The organism is Bradyrhizobium sp. RD5-C2, from assembly GCF_019972155.1.
Taxonomy (GTDB): domain Bacteria; phylum Pseudomonadota; class Alphaproteobacteria; order Rhizobiales; family Xanthobacteraceae; genus Bradyrhizobium.
Map to the genome: position 1 here is coordinate 400,546 of NZ_BOVL01000012.1, position 17,996 is coordinate 418,541.

The 17,996-nt window shown below is 65.8% G+C and carries 19 protein-coding genes; 9 read left to right on the top strand and 10 right to left on the bottom strand.

What is annotated here, in order from left to right:
- Positions 1 to 61: 61 nt before the first annotated feature.
- Entirely contained in the window at positions 62 to 1,018 is a 957-nt protein-coding gene (locus BraRD5C2_RS16195) for a carbohydrate ABC transporter permease (RefSeq protein ID WP_223969703.1), read from the top strand.
- A gap of 40 nt (positions 1,019 to 1,058) precedes the next feature.
- A complete protein-coding gene (locus tag BraRD5C2_RS16200; RefSeq protein WP_223969818.1) occupies positions 1,059 to 1,901 on the top strand; it encodes a carbohydrate ABC transporter permease in 843 nt (280 codons plus the stop codon).
- A gap of 169 nt (positions 1,902 to 2,070) precedes the next feature.
- Here the strand turns inward: BraRD5C2_RS16200 and BraRD5C2_RS16205 are convergent, their stop codons facing one another.
- The 7 genes from BraRD5C2_RS16205 to BraRD5C2_RS16235 all read right to left on the bottom strand — a co-directional run bounded on the left by BraRD5C2_RS16205 (position 2,071) and on the right by BraRD5C2_RS16235 (position 8,033).
- Entirely contained in the window at positions 2,071 to 2,892 is an 822-nt protein-coding gene (locus tag BraRD5C2_RS16205; RefSeq protein ID WP_223969704.1) for an energy transducer TonB family protein, read from the bottom strand.
- Between the two features lie 5 nt (positions 2,893 to 2,897).
- On the bottom strand, positions 2,898 to 3,344 hold the full coding sequence (gene exbD, locus BraRD5C2_RS16210; protein WP_223969705.1) for a TonB system transport protein ExbD: 447 nt from the start codon (positions 3,342 to 3,344) through the stop codon (positions 2,898 to 2,900).
- A 3-nt stretch (positions 3,345 to 3,347) separates the two neighbouring features.
- Complete coding sequence (gene exbB / locus BraRD5C2_RS16215) at positions 3,348 to 4,148, bottom strand: tonB-system energizer ExbB (RefSeq protein ID WP_223969706.1); 801 nt, start codon at positions 4,146 to 4,148, stop codon at positions 3,348 to 3,350.
- A 214-nt stretch (positions 4,149 to 4,362) separates the two neighbouring features.
- On the bottom strand, positions 4,363 to 4,836 hold the full coding sequence (hutX, locus tag BraRD5C2_RS16220; RefSeq protein ID WP_374708007.1) for a heme utilization cystosolic carrier protein HutX: 474 nt from the start codon (positions 4,834 to 4,836) through the stop codon (positions 4,363 to 4,365).
- Positions 4,837 to 4,883: 47 nt separating this feature from the next.
- Entirely contained in the window at positions 4,884 to 5,216 is a 333-nt protein-coding gene (locus BraRD5C2_RS16225) for an antibiotic biosynthesis monooxygenase family protein (RefSeq protein WP_097673166.1), read from the bottom strand.
- A 140-nt stretch (positions 5,217 to 5,356) separates the two neighbouring features.
- Positions 5,357 to 7,705: a TonB-dependent hemoglobin/transferrin/lactoferrin family receptor gene (locus BraRD5C2_RS16230; RefSeq protein WP_223969707.1), complete on the bottom strand. Its 2,349-nt coding sequence runs from the start codon at positions 7,703 to 7,705 to the stop codon at positions 5,357 to 5,359.
- A 112-nt stretch (positions 7,706 to 7,817) separates the two neighbouring features.
- Positions 7,818 to 8,033, bottom strand: coding sequence for a hypothetical protein (locus BraRD5C2_RS16235; protein WP_223969823.1), 216 nt, complete (start codon positions 8,031 to 8,033; stop codon positions 7,818 to 7,820).
- On the opposite strand from BraRD5C2_RS16235, the gene hemP reads away from it, so the two are divergent.
- The 6 genes from hemP (at position 7,957) to BraRD5C2_RS16265 (ending at position 13,174) form a co-directional block, all read left to right on the top strand.
- Positions 7,957 to 8,157: a hemin uptake protein HemP gene (gene hemP / locus BraRD5C2_RS16240; RefSeq protein ID WP_223969708.1), complete on the top strand. Its 201-nt coding sequence runs from the start codon at positions 7,957 to 7,959 to the stop codon at positions 8,155 to 8,157. The genes BraRD5C2_RS16235 and hemP overlap by 77 nt on opposite strands.
- Positions 8,158 to 8,165: 8 nt before the next feature.
- Positions 8,166 to 9,116, top strand: a complete 951-nt coding sequence (locus BraRD5C2_RS16245) for a heme/hemin ABC transporter substrate-binding protein (RefSeq protein WP_223969709.1) — start codon at positions 8,166 to 8,168, stop codon at positions 9,114 to 9,116.
- Complete coding sequence (locus BraRD5C2_RS16250; RefSeq protein WP_223969710.1) at positions 9,113 to 10,213, top strand: FecCD family ABC transporter permease; 1,101 nt, start codon at positions 9,113 to 9,115, stop codon at positions 10,211 to 10,213. Before BraRD5C2_RS16245 ends, BraRD5C2_RS16250 begins: the two co-directional genes overlap by 4 nt.
- Positions 10,210 to 11,013, top strand: a complete 804-nt coding sequence (locus BraRD5C2_RS16255) for a heme ABC transporter ATP-binding protein (protein WP_223969711.1) — start codon at positions 10,210 to 10,212, stop codon at positions 11,011 to 11,013. Before BraRD5C2_RS16250 ends, BraRD5C2_RS16255 begins: the two co-directional genes overlap by 4 nt.
- A gap of 108 nt (positions 11,014 to 11,121) precedes the next feature.
- Entirely contained in the window at positions 11,122 to 12,474 is a 1,353-nt protein-coding gene (locus BraRD5C2_RS16260) for an esterase-like activity of phytase family protein (RefSeq protein ID WP_223969712.1), read from the top strand.
- 235 nt (positions 12,475 to 12,709) lie between these two features.
- Complete coding sequence (locus tag BraRD5C2_RS16265) at positions 12,710 to 13,174, top strand: hypothetical protein (protein WP_223969713.1); 465 nt, start codon at positions 12,710 to 12,712, stop codon at positions 13,172 to 13,174.
- 19 nt (positions 13,175 to 13,193) lie between these two features.
- On the opposite strand, the gene BraRD5C2_RS16270 is transcribed toward BraRD5C2_RS16265, so the two are convergent.
- From BraRD5C2_RS16270 to BraRD5C2_RS16280, 3 genes are all read right to left on the bottom strand, one after another.
- Positions 13,194 to 14,030, bottom strand: a complete 837-nt coding sequence (locus BraRD5C2_RS16270) for an enoyl-CoA hydratase-related protein (protein ID WP_223969714.1) — start codon at positions 14,028 to 14,030, stop codon at positions 13,194 to 13,196.
- 84 nt (positions 14,031 to 14,114) lie between these two features.
- Positions 14,115 to 15,791: a mucoidy inhibitor MuiA family protein gene (locus BraRD5C2_RS16275; protein ID WP_223969715.1), complete on the bottom strand. Its 1,677-nt coding sequence runs from the start codon at positions 15,789 to 15,791 to the stop codon at positions 14,115 to 14,117.
- Between the two features lie 180 nt (positions 15,792 to 15,971).
- A complete protein-coding gene (locus tag BraRD5C2_RS16280) occupies positions 15,972 to 17,399 on the bottom strand; it encodes an MFS transporter (protein WP_223969716.1) in 1,428 nt (475 codons plus the stop codon).
- Between the two features lie 83 nt (positions 17,400 to 17,482).
- Between BraRD5C2_RS16280 and BraRD5C2_RS16285 the strand changes: the two genes are divergently transcribed.
- Complete coding sequence (locus tag BraRD5C2_RS16285) at positions 17,483 to 17,944, top strand: MarR family winged helix-turn-helix transcriptional regulator (RefSeq protein WP_223969717.1); 462 nt, start codon at positions 17,483 to 17,485, stop codon at positions 17,942 to 17,944.
- Positions 17,945 to 17,996: the final 52 nt, after the last annotated feature.

The window sequence follows — 17,996 nt, forward strand, 5'->3', positions numbered from 1 at the left end:
CGAGGGAACGGATTGCTTCGTCGCTTCGCTCCTCGCAATGACGGCAGCTGACGAGCATTCAATGTCTGTAACGACACTCCCTTCACGGGCACGAGTGCTGCGCCAGCCGGGCCGGCTCGTGCGGCTGTTCGACTACAAGCCGTTCCTGATCGTGATGTGCCTGGCGCCCGCGATCGGCCTGCTGCTGGTGTTCCTCACCTATCCGCTCGGCCTCGGCATCTGGCTCGCCTTCACCGACACCACGATCGGCCAGCGCGGCATCTATATCGGGCTCGAGAATTTCCAGTATCTGCTCAAGGACCCGCTGTGGTGGAACGCGGTGTTCTACTCGATCTTCTATACCGCGGTCGCGACCTTCGGAAAATTCGCGCTCGGCTTCTGGCTGGCGCTGCTGCTCAACAACCATTTCCCGTTCAAGAGCCTGATCCGCGCCATCGTGCTGCTGCCGTGGATCGTGCCGACGGTGCTCTCCGCACTGGCATTCTGGTGGATCTACGATCCGCAGTTCTCGATCATCTCCTATCTGCTGGTCGACGTGCTGCACCTGCGCGACAGCAATGTCGACTTCCTCGGCTCGCCCTGGCCGGCGCGGTTCTCGCTGATCGCGGCCAACATCTGGCGCGGCATCCCGTTCGTCGCGATCTCGCTGCTGGCCGGGCTGCAGACCATCTCGCCCTCGCTCTATGAGGCAGCGATGCTCGACGGCGCCACCTCCTGGCAGCGCTTCCGCTACATCACCTTCCCGATGATGATGCCGATCCTGGCGATCGTGATGACGTTCTCGATCATCTTCACTTTCACCGATTTCCAGCTGGTCTACGCCATCACCCGCGGCGGCCCGGTCAACTCGACCCATCTGCTCGCAACGCTGGCGTTCCAGCGCGGCATCGCCGGCGGCGAACTCGGCGAAGGTGCTGCGATTGCGGTCTCGATGATCCCGTTCCTGGTGTTCGCGACGTTGTTCAGCTACTTCGGCCTCGCCCGCCGCAAATGGCAGCAGGGAGAAGCCAATGACTGACGTCGCAGCCTCCAACGTCGCGCGCGCCGCACCGGACACGATGTCGTGGGACTCCGGCGCCCGTCGCGTGGTGATGATCTATCTGCCGCTCGCCTGCTTCGTCCTGATCCTGTTGTTCCCGTTCTACTGGATGGCGATCACCTCGTTCAAGCCGAACGCGGAGCTCTTGAACTACAAGGAGCACAATCCGTTCTGGATCACCTCGCCGACGCTCGCGCATGTCAAGCATCTGCTGTTCGACACCTCGTATCCGCGCTGGCTGAAGACCACCATGCTGGTCGCGATCGGCTCGACTTTCCTGTCGCTGTTCGCCTCGACGCTTGCCGCCTACGCGATCGAGCGGCTGCGCTTCCGCGGCAGCCCCTATGTCGGGCTCGGCATCTACCTCGCCTATCTGGTGCCGCCGTCGATCCTGTTCATTCCGCTTGCCACGGTGATCGTGCAGTTCGGCCTGTTCGATTCACCGCTGGCGCTGATCCTGGTCTATCCGACCTTCCTGGTGCCGTTCTGCACCTGGCTGCTAATCGGCTATTTCAAGTCGATCCCCTACGAGCTCGAGGAATGCGCGCTGGTCGACGGCGCGACGCGGCTGCAGATCCTGTGGCGGATCACGCTGCCGCTCGCGGTGCCCGGTCTGATCTCGGCCGGCATCTTCTCCTTTACGCTATCCTGGAACGAGTTCATCTACGCGCTCGCCTTCATCCAGAGCGGCGCCAACAAGACCGTGCCGGTCGCGATCCTGACCGAGCTCATCACCGGCGACGTGTACCAGTGGGGCGCGCTGATGGCCGGCTCCCTGCTCGGCTCGCTGCCGGTCGCGCTGTTCTACTCGCTGTTCGTCGACTACTACGTGTCGTCGCTGACGGGGGCTGTGAAGGAGTAGCGGGGGCATCGGTCGAAGCGAACTCAGTCTGTCACCGTCATCCTGAGGTGCGAGCGGAGCGAGCCTTGAAGGATGAACGGCCACCAGCCGGGCCGTGCATCCTTCGAGACGCGGTGCGCGCACCTCAGGATGACGGGATAGCGAGATCGCCCGTCAAGAGTATCGGACGCTACCTTGGCACGAACGCAACCGGCACGCTGAAACCCATCGAGCCCTGCGTGACCTCGGATGGAAACGCCGGAAACGGCTGGGCCTGGCGCACCATCGCCAGCGCCCGCGCGTCGAAGGTCGGATTGCCCGAGGAGCCGCCGAGATGGCTCGACAGCACCTGCCCGCCGCGGCCGAGCGTGAACACCAGCCGGACCACGCCACGCTGGCCGTTGCCGCCGGCGGGATAGGAGTGGAAGCGCAGCAGATGGGCGCGGACGCGTGCGTTGTAGGCCGCGATCGCCGACGCCGCTGCGCCGGCGCTGATCGCGGATGCTGCGGGCGCCTGACGCTCGGCCCGGCTCGGCGCGCTGGTGCGCGGCGCGGGCGTCGCCTCGGACGGCTTCTTGGCCTCGCGACGGACCACCTTGGGCTTGATCGGTTCGGGCTTCCGCTCCGGAACGACCTTTGCGGGCTCGGGCTTCGGCGGCGTGGCCTGCTGCTTCTGCTCCGGCGGCGCCGTCACCTCGGGCTTCTCCTGCAGCGGCGTCGGCGCGATCTCCTCCGGCACGGGCCGCGCGGCGGCAGGCTCCGGCGGCGACGCGTCAGCCTCCTGCATCGCCGGGCCCGGCGGCAGCTCGGTCTCGGAAATCGCCGGCGCCGAGGTGATCGGCGTCAGGTCGACCAGCACGGCCGGCACCGCGACGCCCGGCGGCGGCACCGAGACCCATGTGATGCCGAGCGCAATCAGCGCAGCATGCGCGGCCAAGATCGCGAGCGCCGACAGGCTCCACCGCCTCAGCCTGATATCGTCGCCCGCACCATGGAGCGCATACACGTTCATCGAGATCAGCTTCGCCCGTCGAGGCCGACCAGCGCGATCTTGAGATAGCCGGCATTGCGCAACAGGTTCATCACCTCCATCAGGTCGCCATAGCTGACGGCCTTGTCGGCGCGCAGGAAGATGCGCTCGTCTTTCTTGCCCTGCGTCGCGCCATCAAGGGTCGCGGTCAGCGCGTCGCGCGCGATCACGTCCTCGCCGACCGCGACCGAGAGGTCGGGCTTCACCGTGACGAATACCGGCTTGTCCGGCCGCGGCTGCGGCTCCGCGGTCGAGGCCGGCAGATCGACGCCGAGATCGACAGTCGCGAGCGGCGCCGCCACCATGAAGATGATCAGCAGCACCAGCATCACGTCGATGAACGGCGTGACGTTGATTTCATGCGCCTCGACCAGATCGTCGTCGCTGCGACGCCGGCCGCCGAATGCACCGCCAGAACCGAGCTTCGCGCCCATCGCCTACTCCGCAGCGCGTGCCAGCCGGAACAGGCTGCGATCGCCCTCGCGGCTGACGAGCAGCATCACCATGACCGAGGCATCGCCGAGCAGCGCACGGTAGGCCGCGATCGAACGCGTCAGGTGATTGTATATCACGACCGCCGGGATCGCGGCGACGAGGCCGAGCGCGGTCGCCAGCAGCGCCTCGGCAATGCCGGGCGCGACGACGGCGAGATTGGTGGTGTGGGCCTCGGAGATGCCGATAAAGGCATTCATGATGCCCCACACCGTGCCGAACAGGCCGACGAACGGCGCGGTGGCGCCGATGGTGGCGAGCACGCCGGTGCCGCGCGCGATCTGCCGCGACATCGCCGCCTCGACCCGCTCCAGCCGCAGCGCGATCCGCTCCTTGAAGCCGTCGTCGAACATGCCGCCGGAGAGCGCGGCTTCGCGCGACGCCGACTGCACGATCTGTGCGACCGCATCGCTGCCGTCGCGGCTGGCCTGCTCGACCTCGGCAAGCTGCGTGTCGCGCTCCAGCAGCCCGATCCGCTGCCGCGCAAGCGCGGTCTTGCGACGGATCTCGACGGTCTTGGCAAGCCAGACCGTCCAGGTGGCGAGCGAGGCGAAGGCGAGCCCAATCATCACCGCCTTCACAACGATGTCGGCGCTCTCGAACATGCCCCAGGGCGAGAGGTTGCGCGGCAGCAGCGCGGCGTCGGCTGCGGCGAGTGCAGCGCTTGGGAGAGATGTGGCTGCGACCGCAATCAACTGGACCACGATTGATCGCCGGCTGCTTCTGTCAAACGTGCAAATTGGCATACTCACCTCCAACCACGCCTCACCTCGCCCCGCTTGCGGGGAGAGGCATAGGCCGCCGAAGGCGGCCGTCCTCGAGAACGCCGAAGCGGAACTTCGGCTATGTCGCATCGCAAGATGCGATCCGGGTGAGGGGGACTCTCCACGAGCACGGCGCCTGGAGAGGCGCCCTCACCCCGACCCTCTCCCCGCAAGCGGGGAGAGGGACAAGAAATCTTCAGCCCGCTTTCGGTGCCAGGCGGTCCGCCAGCGCGTGGAAGCGCACCAGCTGATCGCCGCGCAGCGCGCGCGTCTCGTCGCGGCCGACGAACACCTTGAACATGATGCCGCCGTCGAGATTGATGAAGGCGATGAAGGCCGACACCTTGCCCATGAAGGGCCGCTCGACGAAGGCGATCGCCGCACAGCGCTCATGCCTGAGGTGGCCGTGCAGACCCTTCGGCTGCATCAGGTTGAAATAGCCGCGGCCCACCTCGCCTTTCGGAATGGAGCCGGTGAACTCGAAAATCGCGTCATCGGTGTGCACGATCAGCGTCACCTCGCCCCATTCCGCGATGTCCTGCATCGCGGCGACGAACTCGCCGCCACCGATCCGCATCAGGCTGTCGGGTAACGCCTCGAGCACCGCGCGCGGCGTCACCTTGCGTTCGCGCGCTACGTCCTCGATCACAGCGCCGGGATTGTCGGCCATGTAGGCCTTCAACCCGGCAAGCTCCGCGTTCTGCACGGCCGCCTCCGTCACGCCGGGCTCTTGGCGCGCTCGGTGATCAGCACCTCAAAACCTTCGAATCTGGGATGGCCGAGATAGAGGCTGCCGCCGGTCTCGTTGCCGGCGCGGGAATGGGCGCGGCGGAACGCATCGGACTTGGTCCAGTCCTCGAACGCCGCCTTGCTGGCCCACACGGTGTGGGTCGCATAGAGCGTGTGGTCCTCGGCCTCGGGGCCCTTCACGAGGTGAAACTCGATGAATCCCGGCAGATCGCCGAGATAGGATTCGCGGGTCTTCCAGACGGTCTCGAACGCCTGTTCCTTGCCCTTGATCACCTGAAACCGGTTCATTGCGATGAACATGAAAGCCTTCTCCTGTTTGACGGCGGATGCCCGCGGGCGATCCTGCCGGTTGATCTCGTTGATATCATGAACGCGCCAAAGCCGCGCTGGGGGCACCAGCGCGGCCGGAGCAACCTGGATGGAATGATCGGCTCGTCGCGTTACGCTCCACCTAGGTGAATCTTCAGCCCGGCCTTGTAAACGGTGCCCGGACCGGGGCTCGAGAACAGCACGTCGTTCTGCGTCGTGCCGTCGCTCGACGAGCCCGGGATCGCATAGGGCCGGTAGTACTGGTTCAAGAGGTTGTCGACCGACGCCGTGAAGGTGATGTCCTTGGTGGCGTTCCAGGTCAGATAGAGGTTGACCAGCTCGTAGCCGGTCGAGGGCAGATAGCCCGCCGGCAAATCGTTGTTGGCGCCGAACGAGGACCATTGCGCGGCAATGATCAGCGTGCGATCGAGCAGGCGGACGCCGCCCGTCGTCGTCACCTTGCGCGGCGTGATGGTGGCGAGCCCGACATTGGTCGCGGTATTCCGGCCACGCATCAGGTGGCCGGCGACACCCACGAACCAATCGCCCGCGTCATACATCGTCTCGAGCTCAAAGCCTTCGATGCGGGCGTGGGCGATGTTCTGGTACTGGTAAAACTGGCTGAAGCGTCCGAACGGCGTCGTGGTCGGCGTCGAGGCGACGAGGTCGATATAGCCGTCGACGTCGTTGTGGAACAAGTTGATCTTGCCGCGGAATGAATCATTCGCGGTGAAGATGCCGTCATACTTCAGGTTGATGCCGGCTTCCTTGTTCTTGCCGACCTCGGGCCGCAGCGCCGCGTTGGGCAGGAAGCAGAACAGGCCGCTGGTGCCGTCGGGGCAATTGAACAGCGCCGGGCCGCCGCCGGTGGCGTGGCCACCCGAGATCAGGGTCTCGGTGATCGACGGCGCGCGATAACCTTCGGCATAGCTCACATAGGGCGTGAAGCCGGCCACCGGCGTGACGCCGACCGTGATCTTCGGCGACAGCCGGTCGCCGCTGGTCGTGGTGTTGACCGAGGTGAGCTCGTAGTGATCGTAACGCACCGCACTGACAAGCTCGAGCCAGGTCGAATAGTTCTGCTTCAACTGGACGAAGCCGCCGGACACCGTGCGCTGGCCGCCGGGTGTCGTGATGTTGGAGTTGCCGCGGGAGTCGAAGGTCTCGACATCGTCGCGGAAGGCGTCGAAGCCGTAGGTCACGGCGTTGCGCCAGTCGCCGAAATTGAAGCGCGAAGTGTTGTTGACGTCGAGGCCGACGGTGTCGAGCGAATAGCCGCGCTTGTCGCCGACGCAGCCGGAGATGTTGTTGCCGGGATTGGCGAGCGTGCAGACGCCGCCGCCTGACGTGATGCGGTTGTTGTAGGTCTTGACCTGGTCGTTGTCGGTGCGGTTGCCGTAGACCGAGATGTTCCAGTCGAACAGCATGTCGTCGGGCTTGGAATATCGCCAGCTCAGCGTACCCGTATAGTTCCTCGCGTCGGAGGCATAGACCGAAGAGCCCGCGATCGCGGCCAGCGGCGCCGCAGTCGTGGTCGGGCCGCGGTTCGGCTGACCGATATTATACTGGTAGTCCTGGAAGACGCCGCCGATCTTGAACTCGTGGCCTTCGGCCGGGCGGATTGTCACCTTCATCAGGCCGGCCGCGATATCGTTGCCGGTGTTGCCGATCTCGGTGCCCGCGCCGTCCTTGTAGTTGCTCTGGGTGCGGTAGACCGCGCCGCCGAACACATCGACGTTCGGATCGGCGCGCACGCCGCCGAACACCGACCCCATGCCGCGGTCCTTGTTGCTGCCGTAGGAACCCGACATGTCGACGCCCCAGCGTTCGCCGGGACGCACCACATCGTCGATATCCTTGGTGCGGAACGAGACCACGCCGCCGATCGCGCCGGAGCCGTAGATATTCGCGGTCGGGCCGCGCACCACGTCGACGCCGCCGATCAATTCGGGATCGAGGAAGAACGAGCCGTTGGCGTTGTGGCCGGTGCGCTGATAGTTCTGCCGCGCGCCGTCGACCACGACCGCGACGCGGCCGAAGTCCTGCAGGCCGCGGATGTTGATGACTGTCGCCGGATCGTCGCCGCGTTCCTGGAACGAGACGCCGGGCACGTTATAGAAGATGTCGGAGACCCTGTTCGGCTGCAGGCCCTGAATCTTCTCCAGCGTGACGGAACTGACCGGCGCCAGCGCGTCGATCGCGCGCTCTTCGGTCTTGGAGGCGACCGCCGTGATGGTGTCGAGTGATTGCACCGGCACCGCGCCGATCTGCGCGCGCGCATTCATCGCAGATGACGCCGCCGCCTGCGGGTTGGCCGCAGGCTTCGGCTTGCGCTGGGCCTGCTTCGGCCGCTCGGTCGCGAGACGCGCAGCCGACGCATCGGCGGTTTGCGCCAAACCGCTTGCCGGCAGCGCTGCCGAAAATGAAAACACCGACGCACCCAACATCAAGGCGCGCGAAACCCTAGCCCTGTCAGCCATTCTAGCCCCAGCCCGATCATCGCTTTTCTGGTTTGGCTGGCGTGCGCTCCACCGAGCGGCTTGCTGGCTACGTTGCGATGCAAGCCACAGGCTCGCATCGTGTGATGATTGGTTACGAGCCGGCAACAAAACGGTCAAGAATGCGGCGGCGCTGTTTACATCGATTGTAAAGTGCGGCCGTTGGAATGCGCCTTCGCCCGCTTATACAAGCAAGCATCATTTGAAGATTTCGAAGGCGCAGCACCACGAGCATGTCGGCAACTTCCGGAGACAACATCGGCGCGGCGGGAAAGCAGGCCGTATCAGACGCGGCCAAAACGCTCGTCATGCACGGGAATCGCCTCGACAGCCGCGACCTGTTCTCGGCTGAGCGCGAGATCATCATCGTGCATGGCGAAGAGCATTACCGCTTGCGGCTGACCTCGCAGAACAAGCTGATCCTGACCAAATGACCGCCCCGATGACAATTTGTCGCACGCTCGCTTTGCTCGCGCTCTCCTGCCTGCTGCCGATCGGCGCAACCTCGGCCGAGGGCATCACCGTGCACGACGCGCGCGACCGCGACGTCGTGATCGACGATCCGACGCGGATCGTCTCGATCGGCGGTGCGATCACCGAGATCCTCTATGCGCTCGGCTTCGAGGACCGCATCGCCGGCGTCGATGCGACCAGTCTCTACCCGCCGTCTGCGCTGCGCGAGAAGCCCGACGTCGGCTACATGCGACAGCTGTCGCCGGAGGGCGTGCTCGGCCTGCATCCGTCGCTGGTGCTCGCGGTGCAGGGCTCCGGGCCGAAGGAGACCATGGACGTGCTGGAGGCGGCGAAGGTGCCGCTGGTGCTGGTGCCCGAGGCGTTCTCGGAAGCCGGGCTGGTCGAGAAGATCAAACTTGTGGGCCATGCCATGGGCGCCGATCCGCGCGCCGCTTGCCTCGCCAGCGCGGTGGAGAGCGATCTCGCACAACTGCGCACGCTGCGCGCCAAGGTCACAAAGCCGGTGCGCGTGATGTTCGTGATGTCGCTCTTGAACGGTCGGGCGTTGGCCGCGGGCCACAAGACCGCCGCGGACGAGATCATCCAGCTCGCCGGCGGCGTCAACGCGATCGACGGTTACGACGGCTACAAGCCGGTCAACGACGAGGCCATCGTGGCTGCTAAACCCGATGTCGTACTGTCGATCGATCGCGGCAAGGACTCGCTGACGTCAGATACCGTGTTCACCCATCCGGCCTTCGCACTGACACCGGTTGCGACCAACAAGGCCTTCATCGCGATGGAGGGGCTTTATCTGCTCGGCTTCGGACCGCGCACCGCGGCCGCGGCGCGTGACCTCTCGGTCAAGCTCTATCCGGCGCTGGCGCCGGAGGCCGCAACCTTCAAGCCGGCGGCGCTGACCGCGAATTGCCGGCAATGAGCGTGCTGGCCGAACGCTCCGCGCGTGCGAAACAACGGCGCGCCGGCATGTCGCTACGGCCGGCGGCGACCCTCACCCTGCTCTGCCTGCTTGCGGCGCTCGCGGGGGCCGCCCTGGTCGCCCTGACGGTCGGGGCCGCGGGTATCCCAATGGCACGGCTTCCCGCCGCGCTCGGGCTATGGGGCGACGGCGCGGCCAACCCGTTGCTCGCGCGCGACCAGCTCGTGGTGTGGTCGATCCGGATCCCGCGGATCGCGGCGGCCGCGATGGTGGGCGCTCTGCTCGCCGTCTCCGGCGCCATCATGCAGGGCCTGTTCCGCAACCCCCTCGCCGATCCCGCGCTGGTCGGCGTCTCTTCCGGCGGCGCGTTTGCCGCCGCAGTGGCAATCGTGTTCACCGACAGCCATCTCGGCGAGAGCCTGCGCTTCCTGCAGCATCAGTTGCTGCCCATCGCGGCCTTCGCCGGGTCGCTGATCACGACCATCGTGCTCTATGGCATTGCGAGCCGTGGCGGCCGGACCTCGATCGCGATCTTCCTGCTCGCCGGGCTTGCGATTGCCGCGATCGCCAATGCCGGCATCGGGCTCCTGGTCTTCGTCGCCGACGACCGCCAGCTGCGCGACATCACCTTCTGGATGCTGGGTTCGCTGAGCGGCGCGACCTGGACCAAGCTCACGGCGCTTGCCCCCGTGCTGGCCGCGGCTCTGATCGCCTGCCTCTGGATCGCGCGCGGGCTCGACGTGCTGGTGCTTGGCGAAGCCGAGGCGTTCCACAGCGGCGTCGACGTCGAACGGCTGAAGCGCATTTCGATCGTCCTGGTGTCAGCGATGACCGGGGTCGCGGTTTCGGTCTGCGGTGTGGTCGGCTTCGTCGGCATCGTGGTGCCGCATCTGCTGCGGCTTGTGATCGGACCCGGGCATCGCCTGCTGCTGCCGGCTTCCGCATTGCTCGGCGCCATCCTGCTGGTCGGCGCCGACACCGTGGCACGCACCATCGTGGCTCCCGCCGAGATGCCGATCGGCATCCTGACCGCGGCGATCGGGGCGCCGTTCTTCCTCGCCATGCTGCTGCGCCAGCGCGGGCTGGTGTCACTGTGAGTTCGCTGATCGAAGCACAGTCGGTATCGATGACGGTCGGCGGCGCCACGCTGGTCGATGCGGTCTCGCTGCAGATCGGCGCCGGCGAGATGGTCGCGATCGTGGGTCCCAACGGCGCCGGCAAATCGACCCTGCTGCGAATGCTGTCGGGCGATCTCCGTCCGTCGCGCGGGACGATCCGGCTCCGCCAGCGCGATCTCAATGCCTACGGTCCGCGCGAGCTGGCGCAGCACCGCGCGATGCTGTCGCAGCACGTCAACGTCACCTTCCCGTTCACGGTCGAGGAAATCGTCAGCATGGGCGCCGGCGAGAGCCCGCGCGCGGTGACGCGTGCGCTGGTCACTGCCGCGCTGGACGAGGTTGGGCTTTCGCATTTCCGTTTCAGGCAATTGCCGACACTATCCGGCGGCGAGCAGCAGCGCGCGCATTTCGCCCGCGTGCTGGTGCAACTCGCCTGCGGCGAGGCGCTGCATGGGCCGGGGCTGTTGCTGCTGGACGAGCCGACCTCAAGCCTCGATCTGCGGCATCAGATCGACCTGGTCGAGACCGCCCGGCGGCGCGCCGCGCGCGGCACCGCCGTGATCGCGATCCTGCATGATCTCAACCTCGCGATGCGGTTCGCCGACCGCATCCTGCTGCTGCATCGGGGCCGGCTTGCCATCGACGGCGACCGTGCCGCCGCGATGCAAGCGGACACGCTTCGTAAGATCTTCGAGATCGACGCCACGATCGACTACACCGGGGGTGGCGTGCCGTTCCTGCTGCCGCAGACGATGCGGCCGGCGGCCAAGGCGACGTAACGCCGCAAGCCTTATCCCGTCGCAACATCCGCGATTCACAAAACTGTCAGCCGGCTGTAACAGGCGGCTCGGAGAACACCGCATCGTTTGTACTTTGGGAGATCAACCATGCGCCTGTCACTGCTCTGTTCCGTCGCCTCGATCCTGCTCGCCACATCGGCGTTCGCGCAGAGCGAGGGCGAATTCCCGGCGACGCTGGCAGGACACGCCGTGATGCCGGCGGAGAGCTTCATCGACGCCCCCACTGACGCGCCGGCCGATCTGAAGACATCGGGCAAATACACCACCGGCAAGCGCGTCGACGCCATCGGCACTGTGATCGGCAAGTCCTACGAGCGGCCGACCGGCGTGTCGCTGCCGTTCAAGGGCCAGCCGCTGCAGGGCCATTCCGGCATCAAGGCGATGCCGGACGGCTCGTTCTGGGTGATTACCGACAACGGCATGGGCGCGCGCTACAACTCGGCGGACTCGATGCTGTACCTGAACCGCTACAAGATGGACTGGGCGAGCGGCAAGATCGAACGCCAGGAGACCGTGTTCCTGCACGACCCCGACAAGAAGGTGCCGTTCCGCATCGTTCATGAGGACACCGCCAAGCGCTACCTCACCGGCGCCGACTTCGACACCGAAGGCTTCCAGATCATCAACGATACCTTCTGGATCGGCGACGAGTTCGGGCCGTATATCCTCAAGGCCGACAAGACCGGCAAGATCCTCGCGGTGTTCGAGACGGTCGCCGACGGCAAGCCGGTGCGCTCGCCGGATCACTGGGCCGTGCAGTCGCCTGGCGCGCCCGGCGCCACCTACACCAACGTCAATCTGCGCCGCTCCAAGGGCTATGAGGGCTTTGCCTCCTCCAAGGACGGCAAGTTCCTCTACGGCCTGCTCGAAGGGCCGCTGTGGGATGCCGACAAGAAGGACTGGGAGAAGGTCGACGGCAAGGAAGCCTCGCGCATCCTCGAATTCGACGTCGCGGCGGAGAAGTTTACCGGTCGCTACTGGCAATATGTGTTCGAGCAGAGCGGCAACGCGATCGGCGACTTCAACATGATCGATCCGACCCAGGGCCTCGTGATCGAGCGCGACAATGGCGAAGGCACCGCCGACAAGGCCTGCCCGCAGGGCACCCGCGGCGAGAACTGCTTCCCTGACCTCGCCAAGTTCAAGCGGGTCTACAAAATCGAGCTGTCGGACGCCAATGTCGGCAAGCCGGTGCGCAAGATCGCCTATATCGACCTGATGAAGATCCGCGATCCGAACAAGAAGGCCCGCAAGCCGCTCAACGACGGTGTCTACACCTTCCCGTTCTTCACCATCGAGAACGTCGACCGGGTCGACGAGACCCACATCATTGTCGGCAACGACAACAACCTGCCGTTCTCCTCGAGCCGCGATCCGAACAAGGCCGATGACGACGAGTTCGTGCTGCTCGAAGTCGGTGACTTCCTGAAGGCGAAGTGAGCGGTTGCGCTTGCCGTCAACAACAGCGTCGTCGCCCGGCTTGACCGGGCGACCCAGTATTCCAGAGGCGCCCGAGTTCAACGGATAAGCCGCAGCGCACTGGATGCCCCCTCAAGGCGGGCATGACAGTGAATTTGCGGCAAACTCGGCGGGCCATAAGGTCAGCCTAATCCAACGGTTGTCTTGCAATTGTCCCTCTACCGAAGCGCTCAATGATGATAGCCTCCGCCAGTACGTGAATCGCCTGGGGCAAATCATGCGAGAAAAATCCAGCCTGACCTACATCGAGGCGTTGATCGCCGCGGGCTTCGTTGCGTATTTGAGCTGGGACGAGAGCTGGGGCCTTCCGCCTGGACTGGCCGCATTGCTTCTCGGCGTGATCGTCTACGTTGCCTACCTATGCCTGATGCGACGGTTGGTGAGATTTCACCAAAACAGCTATGAGATCGTGGCGACGATCCTGGCCGTTGCGTGGGGCGTGCTGGCTTACCTGGTCACTGGCGCGCTGCAGGCGGGGTTCGCCAACCAAATACCCGCCACGTTGCTGATGCATCTGTGGCCCTGGATCGCGGCGCTGGCGGCTTTCATCGGAGCACTCACCAGCAAAGTGCGCTTCATGGACGATGTTCGCGAATATGTCGTCGGCCGCCGCGCGCGCTGGGACAATCAGCAATGGCTGGAGGAGGACGCGGGCTTCTAGCCCGCATTCGCAAAAGCCATCATTCCTTCCTGGTCCGGTAATCCCCGAACGTGGTGTCGCGCTGGTCGAGCTGGGTCTTCACGCTGGCGCCGTCGCGGCGGAAGCCGGCCATGTAGGCCTTGCTGGCCTCGGTGGTGAAGGCCAGCGCCTGGATCTCGGTGCCGGCGCGCATCGCGGCGCGGGCGCCCATGATCTCCATCGCGCGATGCACTGAGCGCTTGTTGAGCTGCTGCAGCTCGACCGGCACCTTCGCGGCGCGCTCGGCGAAATCCAGCGTCTTCGCCTCCAGCTCGGCGAGCGGGAACGAGCGGGTCGCATAGCCCCACTCGGCGGCCTCGCGTCCAGACATCGCATCGCCCGTCAGCATCAATTCCATGGCGCGGCGCATGCCCACCAGCCAGGGGTGATACTGCATGTCGGGCGGGCTCATCAGCCGCACCGGCGGATAGCCGATCTGGGCATCGTCGGCGACATAGACCACGTCGCAGGCAGTCGCGAGCTCGGTGCCGCCGGCGAGGCAATAGCCGTGCACCTGCGCGATCACGGGCTTGGCGAGATCCCAGATCGAGAACCAGCCTTCGACGACGTGGCGCGACCACTGGCCGGGGCCGGGTGCCGAATGATAGGGCTGATCGACGCGGTTGTCGGCGGAGAGATCATAGCCTGCCGAGAAGCACGGACCCGCGCCGCGCAGGATCGAGATCGAAATGTCGGGATCGCGATCGGCCTGCTCCAGCACCTCGAAGATCTCGCCGCGCAGCCGGTTGTTCAGCGCGTTGCGCTTCTCGGGCCGGTTCAGTGTGATGCGGCGGACGCGCGGTCGCGGATCATCGACGATGATGTGCTGGTAGCTCATGGAACCTCCCGATCTCAGGCTTTTTTTGCCGTTGGCAAAATGTTGCCCGAGATCGGGAGGGATGTCATCGGCTACCGGTGCAGATCAGCCCGCCGGCACCATCACGACGCCCTTGTCCTTCGGCCAGCGCATCCGCCAGGCGAAATTGACGTCGCGGACTTCACCGGCCTTGGCCTCGAACGCCCACTCCAGCACACCGCGCTTGTCGCGCAGGTTGATGGTGGTGGCAGGCGTCGACGACGACAGCATCTCGACCACGATATCGTCGTTCTCGCTGACCGGAAGCTGATCCTGGATCGCGACCTTGATGGGGAAGTCGTGGCCGTTGCGCACCGTGGTCTTGAACGCGCGCTCGTCGGTCTTCGACGTCGTCACGATCAGGCCGGCGGAGCCTTCATTGCGCTTCACCACCGTGCGCTCGATCTTGACCTTGTCGTCGGCGCCGAAGCCGAGCCGCACGGTCTCGTCTTTGGCGGCGGTCGCCATCCGGCTGCGGCCGACAAAGATGCCGTCGCGATAGATTGCGACCAGCCCCGGCAGCAGCGGCGCGTCGTCGGCCTGCACGAAGCTCGCCTCCAGGAACGCGGTCGGATCGATCACCGGGACGGCGCGGATGGCGAGATCGGGAGTGATCATGGCCGTCGAGATGCGCAGGCTCTTGGCGCCCTCATTGGCGGTGACGCTGACGCGGCCGGGAATCTTGAAGGTGGCCTGGAAGGCGCCGATCTCGGGGGTTGCCTGTTGCTCGTCAAGGGCCGTTCCTGCGCCAAGGCGGAATTCCTCGAGCGCGGCGGCCGCCGGAGCGGGCGCAAGCGCGGATCGCTGTTGCACGCTGTCAAGCAGCTTGCCGGCCATGGCCGGCCGCGGCGGCTGTGGGTACTGCACGATCAGCGAATGGAGATCGGGCGCGTTGCCGCCGCGCGCGACGCGGACGGTGGAGACGACGAGCGCGACGTTCGACCAGTCCTCGCCGGTGGTCTGGGTGATCTCGGCGCGGCGCACCAGCTCGATCGCCGGCTTGCGGTCCTTGGTCCCGGTATCGAGACGGGCGTCGTAGAGCGGCGTCCAGCGCGCGTTGCGCACCGCATAGGTCACCCGCAGCGTCGCGCGGGTGGCAGCGGCGGAGGCCAGCTCGATCCGCACCTCGAGCTTGCTCGGCGGCTTGGCGGCGCGCTCCGCTTCAAGCCGCACGATCTCGCGATCGATGTCGCGCTGCTTGCGTGCGGCGTCGCGGATCGCATTGTCGGCGGTCGCGACCTCGTCGCCGACCGCCGAGAACGCGGCGCGCCACTCGCTGACCGGACGCGCCTCGCCCTTCTCGCCGATCCCGACCGGCGCGGCCTCGGCGAAATGTTCGGCGAATTTGCGCCGCGCCTCGGCCGAGGTGATCATGCCTTGCAGATCCTCGCGCTGGTCTCGCAGCGCCTCGATCCGCTTGTCGATCTCGGGCAGGTTGGCCGGCGACACCGGGTGCGGATGCCGCGCGTCGATGGCCCCGATCGTGAGCTTGGCGCCAGCCTCGCCTTCCACCCGCAGCGAGCCCGTGTCGAGCGCCATCGGGAAATCCTTGGCGATGAGGGTGTTGTCGCCGGCGGGCAGATCCAGCGTGATGACACGGGTGACGCTCGCGCCGTCGGGATAGACGGTCACGGCATCGACCTGCGACGCCGCATCGAGATTGGCCGCCTGCAGCGGCCCGGCAACCAGCGTACCCACCAGCACCAGGCTGGTGGTCACAAGACAATTCGCAATCCTTCGCATGACATCCCTCCGGAAAAAACGCCGCATGGCGCGCGAGACGAACGGCGCGCCGGGCTCGAAGGCGCGCCGTTTCTCGTGGTGAGACGCAGCGAGGAAGGGACTGGTTCGATTGAGGTTTCCCTGCGGCGCAACGATGGCGCGCTCGCGGCTGCCGGATGGCGCGGCGGCGGCTTTGACCCGTTAGTGGTCCGCCCTGCGCCGGATGAACAGGTAATTCGGTACGAAGCCGGCAATAGTGATGGCGATCATGATCCACCAGCCGCGATGAAACGCCGCGATCCGCTCAGTCATCGAGGCCGGCGTTGCCAGGATCGCGACAAAGATCGCGACGCCGATCGCCAGCGCGGCCTGCCGGATCATGTTGATGACACCGGAGCCGGTCGCAAATGACGAAGGCGGCAGCGAACCGGCACCGACGCCCATCAGGGTCGGAAAGGTCAGCCCGACGCCGATGCCCGTGAACATCATGCCGACCACAAAGGCGGGCATGTCGGGGTCAACTCCAAGCAACGTTGCCCAAATCGCAAGACCGCCCGCGAACGATACGATCCCGGCGGACACGACGGCCGCGGCGCCAAATCGCGCGATCAGGCGGCGGGCAAACAACAGCGAGGTGAACGGGACAAGCAGCGGACCCGGCGCGATCGCAAGGCCGGTCTTCAGCGCCGACCAGCCCCACACCGTTTGCTCCCACAACGCCACCGACAGCAGCATCGCGCCGAAGGCCGCCGAGTATGGCGCCATGACAAACGTCGCCCCGGTGAACGGCCGCACCTTGAACAACGCAGGATCGACGAAGGGATTCTTCGAGTTGAGGCAGTGCCACGTAAAGGCAGCGAGCGAGACGGCTGCGATGGCAAAGCCAAGCACGACGCCGCGCGAACCCCATCCCCAGTCATTGGCCTTCACGATCGCAAGGGTGAGCGCACCGATGCCGCAGGTGACAAGTAGCGCCGCCCATGAACTCGGACGCGGCACGTCATGGCCGGGCACTTCCGGCAGTTTCAGCCAGCCGATGATCAGTGCGAGGATGCCGATCGGGATATTGACGATGAAGATCCAGCGCCAGTCGAAGGTGACGAGCACGCCGCCCGCCAGCGGCCCGAGCGCGGCCGCAAGGCCGCCGATCGCCGTCCAGGTCCGCACCGCGCCGGGACGCTGCTCGGGAGGGAACGACGCCAGCAGCAGGCCGATCGAGGTCGGGGTCATCAACGCCGCACCGGCGGCCTGCGCGACGCGGGCGACGACCAGCAATTCGACGTTGGGCGCAAGCGCGCAGGCCGCCGACGCGGCCGTGAACAGCGCAACGCCGAGCAGGAAGCTCAGATTGCGGCTGTGGCGTTCGGCGAGCCGGCCGAAAAACACCAGCAGCGCCGCATAGACGATCGCATAGCCATTGAGGATCCAGGACAAATCCTCGAGCGAGGCGCCACGGAATTCCTGCGCGATGTTCGGCAACCCGACATTGACGATGAACAGGTCGAGGTTTGCGAGGCAGATGCCCACCGATACGATCGCGAGCACCTGGCGCGGTGTTGCGACACGGGAGCGTGGCCGCGCCTCAGTTCCGATAGCCAGCCCGATCGTCTCCGCCTCGATCTCCGACATCACATCCTCCAAATATGTGCATATGCATCTATTGCCTTTAGGTGCATATACATGTATCTGTCAAGCCTAGTTTGGAGGCAGCGATGGTGGTGAAAACGGAACCCAGCCGGTGCAATCTCACGGCGTTGCGCAAGGCGACGCGGCGCGTGTCGCAGCTCTACGATCAGGTCCTGGCGACATCCGGCCTGCGCGGCACGCAACGCGCCATTCTGGTCCACATCAGACGTTCGGGCGCGCCGACGATGGGCGAACTGGCCGCCGCGCTGGTGCTCGACCGCACCGCGCTCAACCACAACCTCAAGCCGCTGGAGCGCGATGGCCTCCTGAGCATCACCGTCGACAAGAATGACCGGCGCAGCCGCCTGGTGCGGCTGACCAAACGCGGCGAAGCCCGGCTTGACGAGTCGCAGGCCGCCTGGCGTGAGGCGCAGGAGCGCTTCGAGACCGCTTTCGGCGCGAAACAGGCCGCCGATCTCAGGCAGACGCTCGAGTTGATCGCGGCGCTCGAGTTCGGCGAACGCGCCGCGGATTTGCCGGCAACATAACCGGCTTCAAACGGAAGCGGCCCGGCGTTACCGCCGGGCCGCTGGTTCTGAC